Below are 18704 nucleotides of genomic sequence, written 5' to 3'. Positions count from 1 at the left end.
CGCTTCAATCTCCATCCTCAACCCGCGGCGGCTTGCGGGTCAATCGTTGTCCGCACACAAAGTTTCAAACAAAAAATGTCCGCCTCGCGCCCCTCTACGCCGTATCCACCTAGCCAACAGCGTTTTACAAACCGAACTCCACACAATGCAAAAATGAAGAAATGTCAGACGGCACAGCGCGGAACCCCACCTCACTTGGCTCCAGAATCGACGGCATCGACGCCCTCCGCGCTCTCGCCATCCTTTATGTCCTCTTCAACCACGTCAACATGCGCCTCTTCGGAGCGCACATTCCCTACGCCAAAGCCCTTCCCTGGCAGCTCACCGCCGCCCTCGTATGGCAGGGCCAGCGCGGCGTGCAAATCTTCTTCGCCGTCTCGGGCTTCCTCATTACCTCCATGACGCTCCGCCGCTGGGGTTCGCTCGCCGCCGTCCGCCTCCGCGAGTTCTACCTCATCCGCTTCGCCCGCATCGCCCCGCTGCTCCTCGCCTTGCTCGCCGTCCTCAGCCTCCTCCACTGCCTCGGAGTGCCGCACTACGTCGTCTCGCAAAAAACCGGAGGCCTGCCCGCCGCTCTCTTCGCCGCGCTCACCTTCCACGTTGGCCTGCTCGAAGCCACCCGCGATTACCTCCCCGCCAACTGGGACATCCTCTGGTCCCTCGGCGTAGAAGAAGTCTTCTATTTAGGATTCCCGCTCATCTGCCGCCTGCTTGGCCGCAGCAAGCCAGCCATCCTCGCGCTTCTCTCCGCCTTCGTTATCGCCGGCCCCTTCGCCCGCACCATCCTCACGCACGGCAACCCCGTCTGGGCGGAATACTCCTATCTTGGCGGCATGGACGCCATCGCCCTTGGCTGCCTCACCGCGATTCTCATCACCAACCGCCAACTCACGCAGCCCACCCGCTGCTGGCTCCTCGGTATCGGACTCGCCCTTCTCCTCTCCGTCCTCGCCCTCTGGCCCTACGTCAGCCAGCTCGGCCTCGCACACAAGGGACTCGACATGACCATTGTCGCCATCGGCGCCTGCATGCTCATCGTCGTCGCATCCCACAGCGAAAAGCCAGCCCCGCGTCCGCTGCATGCCGTTCTGGCCCTCGGCCGCCGCAGCTACGAAATCTATCTCACCCACATGTTCCTGGTCTTCGCGCTCTTTGACGCCTTCCTCGCCCTCGGCAAACCCCTGCCGCTCGTCCCGCTGCTCTTCGCCGCGGTTGTCCTCACCGCAACCCTGCTCGGAGAACTCATCGCCCGCCTCTACTCCGAACCCGCCAACCGCTGGCTCCGCGCCCGCTTCCTTCCCCGCCCTCAACCCGCACCCCTGCCGTAAGCCCCCTCGCAGAAATAAACTCCTGTCCGCAATCCATCTTTTTTCAGCCTGTTAACACCTATCCAGCGTCCGGCCTGATAGCTAGTAGCTAAGCGCCGAAACGAGTTAGACTTTCCAACACGGCGCAGAGGCACACATATATGGCAAAAGCGACGGACAAGAAAAAGCTTTTCAACGGACGCGACGAATCATGGATGCAGTTCAACCGGCGAGTGCTGGAAGAGGCCTCCGACACCGCCAACCCGCTCCTTGAGCGCGTCAAGTTCCTCGCCATCACCGGCTCCAATCTTGATGAGTACGTGGAAATCCGCCAGGCCGGTCTCATGCAGACCGTAGAAGACGGCGGCTACGACTTCGGCTTTGACGGCCTCACGCCCGCCGAGTCCCTCAGCGCGCTCACCAGCCAGATTCACGCCTTCGTCGCCGACCAGTACGAGTGCTGGAACAGCCACCTGCTCCCCGAAATGCGCAAAGAAGGCATCCGCCTCCTGCAATGGGATGAGTTGAGCAAAGAAGCCCGCGCTCACGCGCAAAACTACTTCCTCAAGGAAGTCGATCCGCTCCTTACGCCCATCTCCATCGACCCCGCGCATCCCTTCCCGCGCGTGCTCAACAAAGCGCTCTGCCTCGCGCTTCTTCTCCGCCTCAAGCGCAAGGCCACCGGCCCGCAGGTTCTCGGAGTCGTCACCGTTCCCCGCGCCCTTCCGCGCTTCCTCCGCCTGCCCTCCGAACCCGGTAAGTTCGATTACCTTCTCCTGCAGGACCTCATCGTGCAGAACCTCGCCGGCATGTACCGCGGCTATGAAGTACAGGCCCACGCCGCCTTCCGCGTCACCCGCAACTCCAACCTCTACTTCGAGGAAGAAGAAGCGCGCTCGCTGCTTGAAACCATCCGCGTCGAGCTGCACAACCGCCGCAAAGGCGACGCCGTACGCCTCGAAATCGAAACCGACGCACACCCCGAAATCGTCGAGCGCCTGCGCGTCAACTTCGAGCTGGAACCGGACCAGATCTTCCACGCCTCCGGCCCCGTCAACCTCTCGCGTCTCTTCTTCCTCTTCGGCGACGTGCAGCGGCCCGACCTCAAGTTCAAATCCTTCACCCCGCGCCCGCTCACGCTCAATCGCAAATCGGCAAATATCTTTGAAGAGCTGCGCACCCGCGACATTCTCCTCCACCATCCCTATGACTCTTACGATCCCGTCGTCAGCTTCATCGAACATGGCGCGCATGACGACCGCGTCCTGAGCATGAAGCAAACGCTCTACCGCACCAGCCAGGATTCGCCCATGTTCAAGGCGCTCATTGAAGCCGCCGCGAGCAAGGAAACAACCGTAGTCGTCGAGCTGATGGCCCGCTTCGATGAAGCCTCCAACATCCGCTGGTCGCGCAGCATGGAAGATGCAGGCGTGCAGGTCTTCCACGGCGTAGTCGGACTCAAAACGCACTGCAAACTCGCCATGCTCGTCCGCCACGATGAAGACGGCGTCACCCGCCGCTACTGCCATCTCGGCACCGGCAACTACAACCCCATCACCGCGCGCTTCTATACCGACCTCTCGCTCTTAACCAGCGACCCCGAAATCACCGAGCGCGTGCACACGGTCTTCAACTACCTCACCGCCCACGCGGAAATCGACGACTACCGCCCGCTGCTCGTAGCCCCGCTGACAATGGCGGAAAGCTTCCTCGGCCTCATCCGCCGCGAAGCCGACCACGCCAGGGCTGGCAGGCCCGCACGCATCATCGCCAAGATGAACGCGCTCCTTGAACCAAGCGTCATCGAAGCCCTCTATGAAGCCTCGCAGGCAGGCGTAGAAATCGACCTCATCGTTCGCGGCATGTCCATCCTCAAGCCCGGCGTCAAGGGCCTCAGCGAAAATATCCGCGTCCGCTCCATCGTTGGCCGATTCCTCGAACACTCCCGCATCTTCTACTTCGCCAACGGCGGCCCCGATTCGAGCCAGGCCGAAATCTACATCGGCTCTGCCGACTGGATGCCCCGCAACCTCTTCGAGCGCTGCGAAGTCGTCTTCCCCGTTCGCGAAGAAGCCACCAAGGCACGCATCCAGCAGGAAATCCTGCCCGCCCTGCTAGCCGACACGCTCAAAGCGCGCCTCCAGCAGCCTGACGGCGCCTACATCCGCGCCTCGAAGGCGTACAAGGACGCCCCACGCTTCTCCGCGCAGGACTTCCTCATGCAATTGGCCGAAGGCAAAGCCACTCTGAAGGACATCCCTCCGCCCTGCACCAGCGCGCACAACCACAAAGCCGAAGCCGCAACCGCAGAACCAGCAGCCGAAGCCCCTAAGAAGCCCACCAAAAAGTCCACCAAAACCGCAGCCGCCGCAGACTAAGCGACGTCCTTGCCGGGCGCAGTTCGGGAGTGACAAGCGAAGAACCAGCTTTTGTTCTTCGCCCGCATCCCACAAAAGCACCGTGCCCCATCCATGCGGCTTCTTTCTGCCGCATGGGTGGGATACCCACACAGCCAGCTCCCACCTCACCGCAAAGCATCCAGCTTCTGCAACTGCAAATCCACCACAGACCGCGGCAGCGGCGCATACCCAAGCGACGAGCACTCCTTCTGCCCATTCCCAAGCACCCATCGCAACAACTCAATCAACGCAGCCTTGCGAGCCGCTTCCGCCGTCTCCGTCGGCAACACCAGCCATGTATACGCCGCAATCGGATAAGCATTCTTCCCCGGCGAATCGCTGATATCCTCCGCAACTCCGCCAGCAGCCCCCGCGCTCGTAGCCGCTTCCGTCAGGCTGTCCAAATCCGCGTGAACATACTCACCCGCACGATTGCGAATCCCCGCAAAACTCAACTGGTGCTGAATCGCATACGCCAGCTCCACGTACCCAATCGAATTCGGCGTCTTCTGCACCGCATCGGCTACGCCCTCGCTGCCTTCCACACCCGTCCCTACAGGCCAACGCAGCACCGCACCGCTCCCCATCGCAGAACTCCACGCCGCGCTCACCTTCGCAAGATAGTGGCTCCACGCCCACGTCGTGCCGCTGCCATCCGAACGGTGAATCACCACAATCTCCGCATCCGGCAAATCCACACCCGGGTTTGACCGCCGAATCTCCGCGTCATTCCACCGCCGCACGCGCCCCATGTAAATATCCGCCAGCGCCTCCGGAGTAAAGTGAATATCCTCCACCGGCCCGCCGTTCAGGTTGTAGATAACCACCACCGCTCCCAGCACAGAGGCCACGCGCCTCAATTGTCCCGCCGCGGGATTCGCACTGATAGCCTCCGGCGCAATATCCGACCCCGCAAAATCCAGCTTGCCCGCAAGCAGCGTATCCACGCCATTCTGCGACCCCACCGGAGCATACGGAACATGCACCCCCGGATGCAGCGCCTCAAAATCCTCAAACCATTTCTGATAAAGCGGCGCTGGAAACGTAGCCCCGCCACCATGCAGCGTAGTCTGCGCCAGCGAGCTCACCGTCGCCGGCCCCGTAGCCGCCGTAGCCCCCGCAGCCTCAGCGGCAACCAGCTTCTTCACCGTCTGATCGGCTAGGTCGTCCACAACGTTCTTCCACGCCAGCCTTCCCGGAGTAGCAAGCCACGACCACAGCGGCTGCCCGTCCTTCCCCATAAGCTGCAGCGAAAGATATCCGCCATACACCGCATGCCGATTACTGGCAGGCGTCCGCGTATTCGTGCTGATGTATCCCCGCACCCAAAGCTGCCCCTTGCCCTTCACAATGGCATCCGCCGCAGCCGCGGAATCAACAACCCGAAAACCATGGCTCTTACTCAAATAGCGAACAACGCTGTCATGCAGCGCGCCAACATTCGCGCCGCCCTCAAACGGCTCCACATACAGCGCGCGCCCCTGCCCATGAACGGCAAAAGAAAACCATCCCGCCACCATCCACATCAGCATGTATCGAACCAAGATGTACCGAACCAGGCGGATTCTCATACCGTTACCTCACAGCTCCACATGCACACGAAACGAACCCACAAAAATCGGCCCGCGCGCCTGGTTATATCCGGGATTCACAACATACTGCGCATCCGGCCCCGCATAAAATCCGCGCCACAGATGCGCCGTGTAGTAACTCTCAACAAGATTCTCGCGCCCATACTTCAAATGGCTGTCTCCAAGCACTGACCCAAGCCCGCCAAGCGCAAGGTACCGCGCATGCGCACTGCTGATGCTGTTGGAAGAAAACGCAATCCCCGCACGGTCATTCTTGCGCTTCCACAAATTGCCCAGAAACACCGCGCCCGTTGAAAACGTCTGGTCAATCTCAGTAAACGACCACGTCTCCGCCTTGCCGTTATTCCACCCAAAGCGCCCATACGCCGTAACCGAAGAAGAAAGCCCCTGCTCCAGGTTCACGCCAAAGCCGTACTTCGTAGTCACCTGCAGCGGATGCGCCGAGATATCCGGCGCAGAAGTCTTCCCCGCAAGATACTGCCCAATCGCATACTCGTAGAGCCCCATGTTGGCGCGATTCACCCAGCTCAGCAAGCGCACCGTACCCGCATGTTTCGGAATCACTCCACGATGCAGCTCAAACTCCGTATTCGACGTGCTCGCCCACCGCAGATTCCACACAAGCTTCCCGCCATTCTTCGGCCCCGACTCCAGCGCCTCCGCAAATCGCAGCCCCCACGCTGGACTTTGATACTCCGCCATCGCGCCCCACGTATACCCACGCGCATCGGCGGTAAAGTCATACGCGCCGTTCTGGTCCACTGACCAGTTCAGAAACTGCAAATGCGTATCGCTCCCCGCCACATTCGTGTCAAAGAAATCCGTAATGCCAAACTTCCCAACGCGCACTTCCAGCCGCCGACTAGGCATCTTGGAAAAAGTAGAAAGCGGCCCTCGGTCCGAATCCGTCTTCTCATGCCCCAGGCTAAAGACTTGGTGGACCATCACCCGCGCAAGATACGGCGTCCCCGTCAGCGTTGGGTCGCGCACCGCATCCAGATCCGTAAACCCGGCAATGCCAACCGCCGAACTAAGCCCCAGCCCACCCGCCTCCTCGCCATCCACCAGCACCTCGGTCGAGCGCCCCAGCAACACGCCGCCATAGAGCGTCAAAATCCGCCCCGTGGACTTGTCATAACGCGACCGGAAGCTGTTATCCCCGGAGTATTTCGCGGAAAACGGCGGATTCGCCTGGTAGATAAAGTTCATCTGCCCGGAAAGCCAGAACCGCCCTTCGCTGGGATGTGGAAAAACCGTAGGCGTGCCCTCTGTAGGAGCCTCATCCCCCGGCTGCTGAGTAGATGTCGTACTGGGAAACTGCGCAACCCCCAGCCGCGCACACAAAAGCAGCACCAGCCCCAAACACACGCGAAAGCAAAACCGCGGCGGCATGGCTGGAGAAGGAGTTTTCCGGGCGCGGTTGGGCAAGCGGCACATGGATGCTTGGCACGAAGTTACCAACCAGGGTGACGCATAAAGATGAAAGGCTGGTGAATGCGCCGGATTTCGGAAACGATTTCTTTTTTGATCAGTTGGGGCTTAAAAAACCAACCCATTCCCGCTTATGTTCATCCTTCTTTGACAACCGTTGTGCTCACTGCGCATAATGGTTCGTTTTCTTGATAGACACACTTGTTTTCCTCTACTTGTAGTTGTTTCTGCTCAAACAATGGAATCGTTACCACAAAGATGGAATCGTTACCATCAGCCAGGCGCGGCACAGATAAGTAAACAGTGGTAAAAAAGCACGCGCCAAAAATTAAACGTAGTCACGAGGAGGCTAAACTCATGCGCGGTTTTGATATTTTCAATCGCACAAACACACCGCCAATTTCCGCAACCAGGCTAAAAAAACTCCCGCGTAACTTTGCTATTGCCGTGTTCGCTGCCTTTGCTTTTACATCGGCAACCACGGGCACTGTATCCAGTTCTGCATACGCGCAAAACATCACGTCGTCCATCTCCGGAACAGTCACAGACAACTCCGGAGCCGTAGTTCCCAACGCACAGGTCACGGTTCTCAACCGTGCCACCGGCCAGACTTTCACCGTCACCACGGATGCAGGCGGCGCTTACACCGTCACCAACATCCAGCCAGCCACCTACAGCGTCACCGTTACCGCCCAGGGCTTTGAAGGCCAGACCCAGAACGGCGTCATCGTGGACGCCAGCATCGGTCGCCAGGTAAGCTTCACCCTCAAGGTCGGCAACGTCAGCACCACCGTTACCGTCGAAGCCAACGCCAACGTGCTACAGACAGAATCCGCATCCGTAGGCCAGGTCGTCACGCAGGAGCAGGTGCAGTCCATCCAGCTCAACGGACGTAACCCCATCTATCTCTCACAGCTCGAGCCCGGCGTCACGCGCAATGCGCCGCTCTCCTCCTTCAACTTCGCGCCGGACTTCGGCGGCCCGCAGATCAGCGGCTCCCGTAACGACGAAATCGCTGTCACCCTCGACGGCGCGCCCATGATCCGTACCCGCGGCAACGGCACCACCACCGGCGTAGCTGACGTGGACAGCATTGCGCAGATGCAGATTCTCGCCACGGCCTACCCCGCGCAATACGGCGGAACATCCGGCGGCGTACTCGTGCAGGTGCCGCGCACCGGTACGCGCGACTTCCACGGTGCAGCCTTCGAGTACGTACGTAACTCGTTCTTTGACGCCAACACCTGGATTAACAAGCAGTCCACCAACCCGTTGGTCTCCGGCCACCCCACGCCCTTCCGCTACAACCAGTTCGGATGGAATGTGAACGGCCCCATCGCCATCCCCCACGTGTGGGAACCGCTGCGCAACAAGCTGTTCTTCCTCGTCGGGCAGGAATGGGTCCGCTATCGCCAGTCACCCACGCAAACAGGCACCGTGCCAACCGCGCTTATGCGCCAGGGCAACTTCAGTGACCTGCTCGTACCCAACAACCTCTTCACGGGCGACCCCGTCACCATCAAGAATCCCAACACCGGTCAGGTCTGCCCCAACAACGACCTCAACGCCTGCGGAGCTCCGCTCAGCCCCAACGGCCTCGCGCTGCTCAACGCCTATCCGGCGGCCAATGAGAATGCGCAGGGCTACAACTGGCTCGGCACCGGCCCCTATCCGCAGAACCAGCGCAAGGACACCGTAACGGTGAACTATCTCCCCGCGGAGAATCACCAGTTGCGCTTCTCGTTCCTGCACTACAACTTCTACCAGAACTCGCCTTTCTCCGGTAACTTCAACCGCACGCCGCAAGTGTGGAACTGGCCCGATGAAGTTGGCGTTCTGCATTACACGTGGACCATCAGCCCCACCGCGGTCAACGACCTCACGGTCTCTGGCTCCACAGACCACGTCACCATCTCCATCGACCAGTCCAGCGGACTCTACGACCGCACCAAGTACGGCATCAACTTCCCGTACCTCTTTCCGGCCAACGAGAAGCTGACACCCAACAAGATTCCCACCATCGAGATTCAGAACTTCACCACCCTCGACGGCGGACCTTACCCGTCGCACTCCGGCGGCATCGTTGAAACCGTCGCCGACACCTTCACCAAGATCATCGGTCGCCACACCCTCGTCTTCGGCGGGCTCTGGGAGTACACCGGCGAAAACAACTTCGACCAGATCGACGTCAGCAACAACACGCCCGGTGCAACCAACAACCAGAACGGCCAGTTCATCTTCACCGCTCTGCATAACAGCACGCCGTCAACCGGCGCGGGCGTAGCCAACGCGGCCCTCGGCCTCTTCGACAGCTACGGCGAAATCGGCCAGAAGTCCTACACCCTCTTCCGCGGCAACGTGGCGGAGTTCTTCGCGCAGGACACATGGCACGCAACGCCGCACCTCGTCATCGAGTACGGCGCACGCTACAGCATCTTCCAGCCATACTGGGCCGTCTGGCGCAACCAGTCCATGTTTAACCCGAAGTACTATGACGCAGCTACCGCGCCTCTTGTTGATCCCACCAACGGTACGGAAACCGGCGGCGACCAGTATGACGGCGTCGTCATCCCCGGCAGCGGCTTCCCAAGCTCCGCCAAGGGACACGTACCGGACGCCATCCTCGGCGGTGCTTACAACAACCTCTTCCACGGCCTGAGCCCCAGCTACTCGCCGACCACCTACACCAACATCCAGCCGCGTCTCGGCATCACCGATCAGGTCACGCCCACCACGGTCGTCCGCATCGGTGGCGGTCGCTACGTGCAGCACATCGGCATCAACGATTCCGTTCAGCTCGGCGGCAATGCGCCCTTCCAGGCTGCGGAATCCGTAACCAACGGCCACGCGGACAACCCCGGCGGCACCACCGCCGCGTTGTATCCGTTGCAGCTCTCCTCGCAGTCCTACAACTTCCCCAACCCGGAAGCATGGGCATGGAGCGCAAGCGTTGAGCAGGAGTTCCAGAAGTTCGCAGCCCTCACCATCTCGTATGTAGGCCGCAAGGGAATCCATCTGCAGCAGCTTGAAAACGTCAACCAGCTAACGCCCGGCACCGTCCAGGCCAACCCTGACGTTCAGCCCGACGCGCTGCGCCCCTACCAGGGCTTCTCCTCCATCGTCGAGCAGTCCAATCAGGGAAGCTCCATCTACCACGCGCTGCAGGTCAACCTGAAGCGCCGCCTCTCCAACAACTTCCTCTTCGACGTGGCCTATACCTGGTCCAAGCTGCTCGACTTCGGCTCCGGCCGCGGCTACGAGTTGCCCAACCTCTACACGCCGAACCTCAACTACGGCCCAGCCGATTTCGACATGCGCAACGTGCTCGTCGTCGATTACGTCTGGAACCTTCCCTACGCCAACCATTCGAGCCACTGGATTGTCCGCAACGGCCTCGGCGACTGGCAGGTCTCCGGTGTCACCCAGGCGCAGAGCGGTCAGCCTCTCAGCTCCATCAACAACGGCAACGACTACGCCGGCGTTGGCCCCGGAACCGGCTCGCAGCTCTGGGTTCTCACCAAGCAGCCCACGCTTTCCAAGCACTTCGGAACCGCGGGTTGGTTTGACCCAAGCCTCTTCGCAGAACCGGCAGCAGGCACCCTGGCCCCGCGTGGAACCCGTAACGCACTCCACGGCCCCGGCTTCCAGAGCTGGAACATCGCTCTGCAAAAGCCCTTCCACATCGTGCCCGGCCACGACAACCACCTGTTGACCTTCCGCGCGGAAGCCTTCAACTTCACCAACCACCCCAACTGGGATACCCCAGGCCAGACCCCCGGCAGCGGCACCTTTGGCGAAGTCACCACCAAGGGCCAGACCTACTCGTCAGACCGGGAAATGCAGTTCAGCCTGCGTTACTCCTTCTAACCAACACACGTTCTCCCCTCCGGGTGGAGGGGAGAACAAACCCGGTGCCCCATCCTTGCGGCTTCTCCCGCCGCAAGGATGGAAACACCCAAACCACCAGCCCTCCCCAAAAAATTAAGCTGCATCCTCTTTCATCCATCAAAAGGTGTGACGAATCCGCAATTGCCCTTGCCTTTGTTTTCTATTCCCTACTCCCTATTCCCTGTTCCCTCGATCCCTGTCATTCTGGAATGGGAGAAACCAATGCCAGCCACCACCGCACCGCAGATATTTGAAAACGTCACCCCCGAACAGTTCTCCGAGCTCCAGAAAAAAGCGCACGCCTCCGGCATCACCATCACCGGCAACTCCGGCTCGGCCTCCCAAATGGGCATAGAAGTAGCCTGGAACTACTCTCCTGAAACCCGCCAGCTAACCCTCCACTGCCTCAGGACGCCATTCTTCGTCTCCGTAGCCGACGTCAACCAAAAAATCCGCTCCATGGTCACCAAAACCCTGTCCAACGCCTAACGCCAATTTCCCGGCAATGACCATATCGGGAAATTAAGAGGACAAGCCGTAAGCTTTTGCTTTTGTTTTCTATTCCCTATTCCCTGCTCCCTCGCTGTACCCTGTATCCGTGGCGACTTTCCTCAACCCGCCAGCAACATCTTCCGCACCACGCGGCCTCACCGCGCCGCTGCATCTCTGGCACCTCGCCAGCCTCGACGCGCCAACGGTCGCCGTAACCTGGGCCTGGGCCTTCACCTGGTCCGCCCACGTCCGCTTCCCGCTCTGGGCCGCCGCCGCGCTCTTCCTCATCGTCTGGACCATCTACATCGCAGACCGCCTGCTCGATGCCCGTGCAAGTTTCTGCAAGCGCAGCAACCATGACCTGCGCCATCGCCATCACTTCCACTGGCGTCACCGCCGCATCCTGTTCCCGCTTGCCACCCTAGCCGCCATCACGGCAGCCGCGCTGGTCTTCCTGCAGCTCCCGCCGCGCTCCATCCGGCCAGACTCCGTAGTAGCGGCAGCCACGCTACTCTGGCTCACCAGCGTTCACGCATACCGCAAGCCGGCCCCGTCAGCCACACGCCATGAAATCCGCTCCGCAATCATCGTCGGAACCCTCTTCACCCTCGGCTGCGCCTTGCCCGTCAGCTCGCAACTCGGCGCAGGCCACTCGCTCACCCAGTTCCTGAAGCTCCCGCTCCTCTCCCTGCTGGCCTACGCCGCCCTAGCCGCACTCAACCTCTATGCCATCTCGGAATGGGAGTCGCATTCCCGCCGCCGTGTCCAGTTCCCCGCAGCCATCCTCGTTCTCGCCATGCTCGCACTGGCCATCTTCTCCGCACCGCGTCAGTCCGCACTGCTAACCGCCGCAGCCATCTCATCGCTTGCATTTCTCATCCTAGATAGATACCGGGAAAAGCTCTCCCCACTGTCCTTGCGCGTGGCCGCCGACCTGGTTCTTCTCAGCCCTCTCCTGCTAACCCCGGCCCTGATGCTCAAACTATGACCAGCCAGCCATCCACCACCATCGTCTCCGGCCGGAAGCTAACCAGCCCGGCGCTGAACCCCATGCTCAGCCCAGCGCCCAATTTCGACCGCCTCGCAAAAACCTATCGCTGGATGGAGCTGTTCACCTTCGGCCCGTTCCTCCACCAGGCCCGCTGCGCCTGGCTGCCCGAGCTGATGCAGGCCCGCCGCGCCCTCGTACTCGGAGACGGCGATGGCCGCTTCACCGCAGACCTGCTCGACCTCAACCCCTACATCGAAATCGACGCCGTAGACGCCAGTCCCGCCATGCTCCGCGCCCTCGTCCAGCGCTCCGGCTCCAACGCCGACCGTGTCCGCACCCACACCGCTGACGCCCGCACCTGGCTCGACTCACTCCCCTCCACCACCCAGCCCTACGATCTCGTCATCAGCCATTTCTTCCTCGACTGCCTCACCAGCAAGGAAGTCCGCGCCCTTGCCCGCACCGTCCGTCATCACCTCGCGCCCAACGCCTACTGGGTCGTCTCCGACTTCGCCATCCCCTCCGGTCTCTACGGCAAGCTCGTCGCCCGCCCCCTCGTGAAGCTTCTCTATACGGCATTCGGTCTCCTCACCAGCCTCTCCACCCGCCAACTCCCCGACTACTCCTCCTCCATCCTCTATTCCGGATTTTCTCTTGCTGCCCGTAAAACCCACCTCGGAGGCCTCTTAGTCAGCGAACTCTGGCAAAAACGCCAGAGAAGCTCCGACACAAATATTACGGTAGTGTTAAAATCGGCAAGTTAGACCAGAAACCGCACGGCATTACTCAGCGTCAGGGACGCTAACCGGATTTTTCCTCAGGAAAAATCCGGCTCATATTTCTAAGCCGTGTGCGCCTATGCGGATTCTGTTCTAAATTAGGCGTCTGAACGTTTCCCCCGCCGGAAAGACCCCCCATGAACCTGTACGTAATGCGCCACGCCAACGCGGGCCTTAGCAAACCTAATCCTCTTCTCGATGCCAAGCGCGGCCTTGTGAAAGACGGCAAGGAACAGTGCATCCTGATGGCCCGCGTCCTCAGCTCCCTCAAGGTGCAAATCGACGCCGTCGTCTCCAGCCCGCTCAAGCGTGCCCTGCAGACCGCGCAATTTGTCGCCACCGAACTGGGCTACGAAACCAAAATCGAAGTCAGCCCCGCCCTCGCGCCCAATGGCACCTTCGCCACCTTTCAGGAGCTACTCGCCGCGCACTCCAGCGCCGATGGCGTCCTCGTCGTAGGCCACAACCCCAACCTCATTCAGTTTTTAGGAAAATTAGTCACCGGCAACGGCGGAGCCAGCCTGCGCCTCCGCAAAGGCGCCATCGCCCGCGTCGATCTCGACCGCCACCCCGCGCAGCTCCAGTGGCTCATCGACCCTCGCACGGCCCGCAACATCTATGCCAGCGTCGGAAAAAGCTCCCGCCCAAAGACCTCGCGGAAGTAGTCCGCTTCCTTGCGAAGCGACCAAAGCTCCAGTTCCGCGCCCGTACGTCCCGGCTTCATCTCCACATACACGCGCTTCGGATAAACCTTCACCACCACCCGCAGCACATCGCTGGCGCGGTCCTGGTTCAGTGCCACCGCCAGCCGCAGCAACACCACCGCCCGGCGCACATTCTTGTGCTCATCCGCTGGAATATTCCGCAGCGCCCGGTCCCCCGGCTCCGGCCGGCTCTTGCCTAAATAGCGAGCAATCGCCGAAACAATCGTCCGCTGCACCGGCGTATACCCGTACATCTCCGAACTCGAAATAATGTACTGCGTATGCCGGTGGTGCCCCTGGTGGTTAATAAACTTCCCCGTATCCCGCAACAGCGCTGCCGCGACCAGCCAGTGCTCATAATCTTCCGGCAGCCCATGCAGCGCCTTCAGCTCGCGAAACAACTGCACCACATGCGCCCGCACCGGCTCCGCCTGCTTTGGGTCCACCCCATACCGCCGCGCCGTACCCAGCACGCTCTCCCAGCGCTCGTGCTCAAACTCGCGATGCCCCAGCGCCCGCGTATCCTGCTCCGCCAGCATCTGCGCCAAGATCCCATCGCGCAGCCCCAGCTCCGAATACCGAAACCCCGGCAGCCCAAAATGCTCCAGCAGTTCCGCATAAACATAAGCTCCGGCGACAATAATCTCCGCTCGCCGCGGCCCCACGCCCTGCATCGCCTCGCGCTCCGGCAGCGCCATCTTCGCCAGCTTGCCCGCCAGCTTCCGCACCATCGGAGTCAGCGCCACACCCGGCCCCGGCTGCAGCCCGCCGCGCACCGCCGACTTCTTCGCTACCCGCTTCGAGCTCTTCGCCAGCACGGCTGAAGCCTCAGCCAGCGCCGCTGCCGTCCCGCTCGTCGCAATCACCAGAGAAACCCGTTCCGGCGAAATCTTCCTCCGCGCCCGCCGCAGCTCACGGCCAATCAGTTGCCGCATCTGCGCCAGCCCCTCCACAGGAGCCGGGTCCGCCGTCAAAAAGCCTTCCGTAAGCCGAACCGCGCCCAGCGGCAAGCTAACCGTTTCCTTAATCCGCTTGTGCTCGCTCAGCGTAATCTCGCAACTGCCGCCGCCCAGGTCCACCAGCAGCACGCGCCCGCCAACTCCGGGCTCGATGCCCATAATTCCGCGATGAATCAGGCGTCCTTCCTCAAGCCCGGAAATAATCTCAAGATTCCAGCCCGTCTCGGCTTTTACCCACGCCTGAAAGGCCGCGCCATTGCGCGCATCGCGCAGCGCCGCCGTCGCCACCACGCGAATCTGGTCCACCGCATGCGTCTGCACCGCCCGCTGAAACCGCTTCAGCGCCCGCAGCGTCAGCGCCATCGCCTCCGGAGAAACCAGCCCCGACTCAAAAACGCTCGACCCCAGCCGCGTCACCTCGCGGTCCTCGTGCACCGTCTTCAAGCGGTGCGCGACAACCCGCGCAATCTTCAACCTGCAGGAGTTGGACCCAATATCAATCGCAGCAAAAGTAGGCATGTAGGAAAGAAGTGCTCTTCACACCGAAGATACACGACCGATGTTGCAATCGCGCAACGCCAAAAACAAGGGAACAAAATTAGGAATGACTATTTCTTGCAATAGAGATGCTTAAACCGCAATATCTGCTATCTCGGCAGACACTTTACCTTCACGTTTGCCATGCTCTCGCACTTATAGATACTTCCATCACCAGCGTAGCGAATCTGCAACTCCGAATCGTTCACCCAATGCACATCTTTTGGTTCGATCACCATGTACGATCCCGCCACTATCGTGCTGTCACGCAAGCCATAAGCCCAGTGCAGCGTCGCGGCCGTATCCCCACCAACTGCGCCTGCGTCCATAGTTTCTAATCGCACAGCCATCTTTCCCGATGGCGAATAAATTGGCGCGGAATAGCTGCTACACCCCAAACCCGCCAGAACGAGCACAAAAAGCAGGCTGCCTAACAAGAAAACAGGCAAGCCAAACACCCATGCCGTAGCTTTGAAAAGTGGATGCGAAATTTTACCCGTATAGCGCAATCCCACGAGCGCCAATATGGAAAGCAATAGCGGAATACAACCGATAATGACATGCCGCCAATCAATAAAAATCATGACTTGCCGCCGCGTCCACAAACCGCCAAAAGTGCTCGACACATGGTAACCCTCACGTTACCATGCAAATGATACCTACCCGTGAGTATGTTGATTTACAAAGGCACAATTACGACGCTCACTGGCGGTACCAAACATCGGCATCAAAACGACATTGCGTCAGCTCACCGTCTTGGGGCAACTACAAGCGCTGCTAGAAAGAGAAATAAGATGCCACAGCCTCTCACACGCGATTTTCGGGAAACTGTCAAAGAACATCTTCAGCGCAAAGAGTTCCGCCGCATATTCCTCAGCGACGTTCTGAACGACCTGCTCACTGGCGACTTGGACTTCGCCAAAGCCATGCTCCGCGAATACATCAACGGCACAGTAGGCTTCATCGCCGCCGGCAAAGCCCTCAACCGCTCCCCCAAAAGCCTGATGCACATGTTAAGCGCCACTGGCCCCCCCCCCAGGCCCGCAATCTCATGGACCTGATCGCCTACCTGCAAAAAGCCGACGGCGTCACTATCGAGGTCAAAGTCGTAAAAACCCGAACCAGCCGGGCAAAAGCCGCATAAATCTTTCGTAAAGCGCGGTCTCACATCGTCATAGCCAGCCCGCCGGCAAACAAGCCTTGATATCCTATTAAGGCTGTTCTTTACGCAATGACGACACAGATACCGCAGAAAATTCGCACGCAGTCGGGCCCCGGCCCGCTTGTTGCATGGCTTGTTCTGGCGCTTATTTTCGCCGCCGTGCACTTCGCTTCCCTTTTCAGCCCGCCGCTGCTCGACGACGTAGACGCCGGCCACGCCCAGGCCGCGCAGCACATGGCCGAAACCGGCGACCTCGTTACGCTGCACATCAACGGCATCCGCTACCTTGAAAAGCCGCCGCTGCCCTACTGGCTCGCCGCCGGCTTTTACCGCGTCTTTGGCGAAAACGTCTTTGCCACGCACCTCGCCAACTCGCTCGCCATTCTCGGCCTCGCCGCGCTGGCATACTTCTGGGCCCTCCGCGCCTGGGGACGCCGCGCTGGCTTCTACGCCGCCCTCGGCGTGCTCACAGCCATCGGCCCGTTCCTCTGGACACGCTTTTCCATCCCCGAAGCCCTGCTGAGCTTCCTGCTCCTCTTCGCGCTCTACAGCTTCCTCACCGGCCTCGAAAGCCAGCGCCCCACCCGCATGTACGGTATGTGGGCCGCGCTCGCCCTCGCCACCCTCACCAAGGGACTCATCGCCCCCGTCTTCTTCCTCGCCGCTGCCATTCCCCTGCTGTCGCTCAGCGGCCAGTGGCGTCGCTGGCGCGACCTCAAACCCTTCAGCGGCATCCTGCTCTTCCTCGTAATCGCCGCCCCATGGCACATCCTCGCCGGACTCGCCAACCCCGATCAGGGCACCCCCATCGGCAACCGTCCCACGCCCGGCAACGTCCACGGCTTCTGGTACTTCTATTTCCTCAACGAGCATGTCTTCCGTTTCCTCGGCACCCGCTGGCCCGTGGACTACAACCGCATGCCCGTCGCCTGGTACTGGCTCGCGCACCTCGTCTGGCTCTTTCCGTGGAGCCTCTTCCTTCCCGCGCTCGTCATCGTCGCCTGGAAGACCCGCCACAACTGGCTCCAGCACCTCCGCTCCGGCGCAGGCCAAACCGTCGATTTCTATCTCGACAACGCCGCCCGCGAAGACGTAGCCACCTACGTAGCGCGCCTCAAATTCCGCGTCCGCACCAACTGGCTCCTCGGCCTCTACGCGGCCTTTGTCCTGCTCTTCTTCTCGCTTTCCACCAATCAGGAGTACTACACCTTCCCCGCTTGGCCCGCGCTCTTCATCCTCATCGCTGGCCTCCTGGCCAACGCGGAAGAAAGCCGCACCAACGCGGAGACAACCCGCCCACTGCTCTCGATCGCATGGCTCACCGGCGCACAGGCCGTCTTCGCCGTCATCGGCGTCGTTGCGGCACTGGCCCTCGGCTGGGGGCTCTGGGAGTCGCGTAACCTCCCCTTCGTTTCCGACATCGGCAAGCTTCTCGCCCATCGCGACGTAGGCGACTACACACTTGCCACCTCGCACTTCTTCGACCTCACCGGCCCGTCCTTCGCCGCCCTGCGCCTGCCCGCCTCTCTCGCGGCCATCGCACTGCTCATCGGCCCGGCGGTCAGTTGGCAGTTGCGCCGTCAGCGCAAGCACCTCGCCGCAACCACGTCGCTGGCGCTCACCTCGGCAGTCTTCCTCATCGCCGCGCACATCGCCTTCGCGCGCTTCGATCCCATGCTCAGCTCCAAGCAGTTGGCCGACACAATCCTCGCCAAGGGCACCCCCGCCGACACTTTCATCATCTACGGCGACCAGTCCGACGCATCCTCGGTCATCTTCTACACTCACAACTTCTTCAAGAAGCCAGCCGACATCGTCATCCAGCCCTGCTCACCTGCAGGCATAGGTTCCTCCATGCTCTGGGGCTCCTGCTGGCCCGACGCGCCAAAAATCTTCCTCACCCCGGACGAGCTTTCCAAGCAATGGGGCACCGGCGAGCGCAAATGGCTCTTCGCCCAGGACAAAAACGAGACCAAGGCCCAGCAGCTTCTAGCCGGACGCCTCTACCCCGTCCAGTCCATCGCCGACAAAACCCTATGGACCGACCGCCCACTAACTCCACAGCCCTAAAAATAAATTCCAAATCTGTGGATAACTCTTGCGCTCAATTAAGGGGTTTTATGTCACACTCATAATCACCAGAGCAATGGCCCGATTCCAAAAGAATCGGGCCATTACATTTTTCAGGCAGAAGGGTATCCCCCTCCCCCCTCTTAATACTGGGACTGTGAAACTGTGAACCCACAGCCCAAAACACCTGCCCAGGCAAAGGAAAAAGTTTTTTTCGAGGCATTTTTTCTGCAAAGTAACCACTTTACCAAAACCTATTAACCAATCAATAAACACCATAAATACCGACTATCTATTTAATTTTCAAAATCTTACAAGAGAAGCAACAACGCCATAGCCATCAGGCATAGAAAGCCGGCAGCAGCCTTGAACCAATTAGAAGAATCACCCTCC

12 protein-coding genes and 1 pseudogene are annotated in these 18704 nt (G+C 60.4%); 9 read left to right on the top strand and 4 right to left on the bottom strand.

Going from position 1 to position 18704, the window contains the following annotated elements:
• Positions 1-161 precede the first annotated feature (161 nt).
• Together AC5S3R_RS06465 and ppk1 are read left to right on the top strand one after the other, a co-directional pair.
• Positions 162-1328 carry an acyltransferase family protein gene (locus AC5S3R_RS06465; protein WP_494266195.1) on the top strand — a complete coding sequence of 389 codons (1167 nt, stop codon included), beginning with the start codon at positions 162-164 and terminating at the stop codon, positions 1326-1328.
• A gap of 134 nt (positions 1329-1462) precedes the next feature.
• Positions 1463-3685: pseudogene (ppk1, locus tag AC5S3R_RS06460) on the top strand (polyphosphate kinase 1); the annotation flags it as partial.
• Positions 3686-3831: 146 nt separating this feature from the next.
• Here ppk1 and pstS read toward each other — a convergent pair.
• Entirely contained in the window at positions 3832-5277 is a 1446-nt protein-coding gene (gene pstS / locus AC5S3R_RS06455; protein WP_494266194.1) for a phosphate ABC transporter substrate-binding protein PstS, read from the bottom strand.
• A gap of 9 nt (positions 5278-5286) precedes the next feature.
• Positions 5287-6690, bottom strand: a complete 1404-nt coding sequence (locus tag AC5S3R_RS06450; RefSeq protein ID WP_494266193.1) for a carbohydrate porin — start codon at positions 6688-6690, stop codon at positions 5287-5289.
• A gap of 396 nt (positions 6691-7086) precedes the next feature.
• Here AC5S3R_RS06450 and AC5S3R_RS06445 point away from each other — a divergent pair, with 396 nt between their 5' ends.
• From AC5S3R_RS06445 to sixA, 5 genes are all read left to right on the top strand, one after another.
• Positions 7087-10596 carry a carboxypeptidase-like regulatory domain-containing protein gene (locus AC5S3R_RS06445; protein ID WP_494266192.1) on the top strand — a complete coding sequence of 1170 codons (3510 nt, stop codon included), beginning with the start codon at positions 7087-7089 and terminating at the stop codon, positions 10594-10596.
• A gap of 243 nt (positions 10597-10839) precedes the next feature.
• Entirely contained in the window at positions 10840-11106 is a 267-nt protein-coding gene (locus AC5S3R_RS06440) for a hypothetical protein (RefSeq protein WP_494266191.1), read from the top strand.
• A gap of 109 nt (positions 11107-11215) precedes the next feature.
• Entirely contained in the window at positions 11216-12097 is an 882-nt protein-coding gene (locus AC5S3R_RS06435) for a hypothetical protein (RefSeq protein ID WP_494266190.1), read from the top strand.
• Positions 12094-12864: a class I SAM-dependent methyltransferase gene (locus AC5S3R_RS06430; RefSeq protein WP_494266189.1), complete on the top strand. Its 771-nt coding sequence runs from the start codon at positions 12094-12096 to the stop codon at positions 12862-12864. Before AC5S3R_RS06435 ends, AC5S3R_RS06430 begins: the two co-directional genes overlap by 4 nt.
• Positions 12865-13016: 152 nt before the next feature.
• Complete coding sequence (gene sixA, locus AC5S3R_RS06425; protein ID WP_494266188.1) at positions 13017-13544, top strand: phosphohistidine phosphatase SixA; 528 nt, start codon at positions 13017-13019, stop codon at positions 13542-13544.
• Here the strand turns inward: sixA and AC5S3R_RS06420 are convergent.
• Both AC5S3R_RS06420 and AC5S3R_RS06415 read right to left on the bottom strand, forming a co-directional pair.
• Positions 13496-15061 carry a Ppx/GppA phosphatase family protein gene (locus AC5S3R_RS06420; RefSeq protein ID WP_494266187.1) on the bottom strand — a complete coding sequence of 522 codons (1566 nt, stop codon included), beginning with the start codon at positions 15059-15061 and terminating at the stop codon, positions 13496-13498. The two genes, sixA and AC5S3R_RS06420, sit on opposite strands and share 49 nt — an antisense overlap.
• A 128-nt stretch (positions 15062-15189) precedes the next feature.
• On the bottom strand, positions 15190-15663 hold the full coding sequence (locus AC5S3R_RS06415; RefSeq protein ID WP_494266186.1) for a hypothetical protein: 474 nt from the start codon (positions 15661-15663) through the stop codon (positions 15190-15192).
• 210 nt (positions 15664-15873) lie between these two features.
• On the opposite strand from AC5S3R_RS06415, the gene AC5S3R_RS06410 reads away from it, so the two are divergent.
• Complete coding sequence (locus AC5S3R_RS06410) at positions 15874-16140, top strand: transcriptional regulator (protein ID WP_494266185.1); 267 nt, start codon at positions 15874-15876, stop codon at positions 16138-16140.
• A gap of 170 nt (positions 16141-16310) precedes the next feature.
• The gene (locus AC5S3R_RS06405) at positions 16311-18311 is read left to right on the top strand and encodes an ArnT family glycosyltransferase (RefSeq protein ID WP_494266184.1); all 2001 of its coding nucleotides are present in this window, start codon (positions 16311-16313) and stop codon (positions 18309-18311) included.
• Positions 18312-18704: the final 393 nt, after the last annotated feature.

It is taken from the genome of Occallatibacter sp. FHG110214_02 (genome assembly GCF_059115385.1).
Note: the sequence above shows the minus strand (reverse complement) of the source record. Positions and strands in the feature narration are given on the sequence as shown.

Excerpts from the sequence above, each read along its gene's own strand:
- AC5S3R_RS06465 (WP_494266195.1), top strand. The coding sequence starts at position 162 with ATGTCAGACGGCACAGCGCGGAACCCCACCTCACTTGGCTCCAGAATC.
- AC5S3R_RS06410 (WP_494266185.1), top strand. The coding sequence starts at position 15,874 with ATGCCACAGCCTCTCACACGCGATTTTCGGGAAACTGTCAAAGAACAT.
- AC5S3R_RS06430 (WP_494266189.1), top strand. The coding sequence starts at position 12,094 with ATGACCAGCCAGCCATCCACCACCATCGTCTCCGGCCGGAAGCTAACC.
- AC5S3R_RS06415 (WP_494266186.1), bottom strand. The coding sequence starts at position 15,663 with ATGATTTTTATTGATTGGCGGCATGTCATTATCGGTTGTATTCCGCTA.
- AC5S3R_RS06445 (WP_494266192.1), top strand. The coding sequence starts at position 7,087 with ATGCGCGGTTTTGATATTTTCAATCGCACAAACACACCGCCAATTTCC.
- sixA (WP_494266188.1), top strand. The coding sequence starts at position 13,017 with ATGAACCTGTACGTAATGCGCCACGCCAACGCGGGCCTTAGCAAACCT.
- AC5S3R_RS06420 (WP_494266187.1), bottom strand. The coding sequence starts at position 15,061 with ATGCCTACTTTTGCTGCGATTGATATTGGGTCCAACTCCTGCAGGTTG.
- AC5S3R_RS06450 (WP_494266193.1), bottom strand. The coding sequence starts at position 6,690 with ATGCCGCCGCGGTTTTGCTTTCGCGTGTGTTTGGGGCTGGTGCTGCTT.
- pstS (WP_494266194.1), bottom strand. The coding sequence starts at position 5,277 with ATGAGAATCCGCCTGGTTCGGTACATCTTGGTTCGATACATGCTGATG.
- AC5S3R_RS06405 (WP_494266184.1), top strand. The coding sequence starts at position 16,311 with ATGACGACACAGATACCGCAGAAAATTCGCACGCAGTCGGGCCCCGGC.
- AC5S3R_RS06440 (WP_494266191.1), top strand. The coding sequence starts at position 10,840 with ATGCCAGCCACCACCGCACCGCAGATATTTGAAAACGTCACCCCCGAA.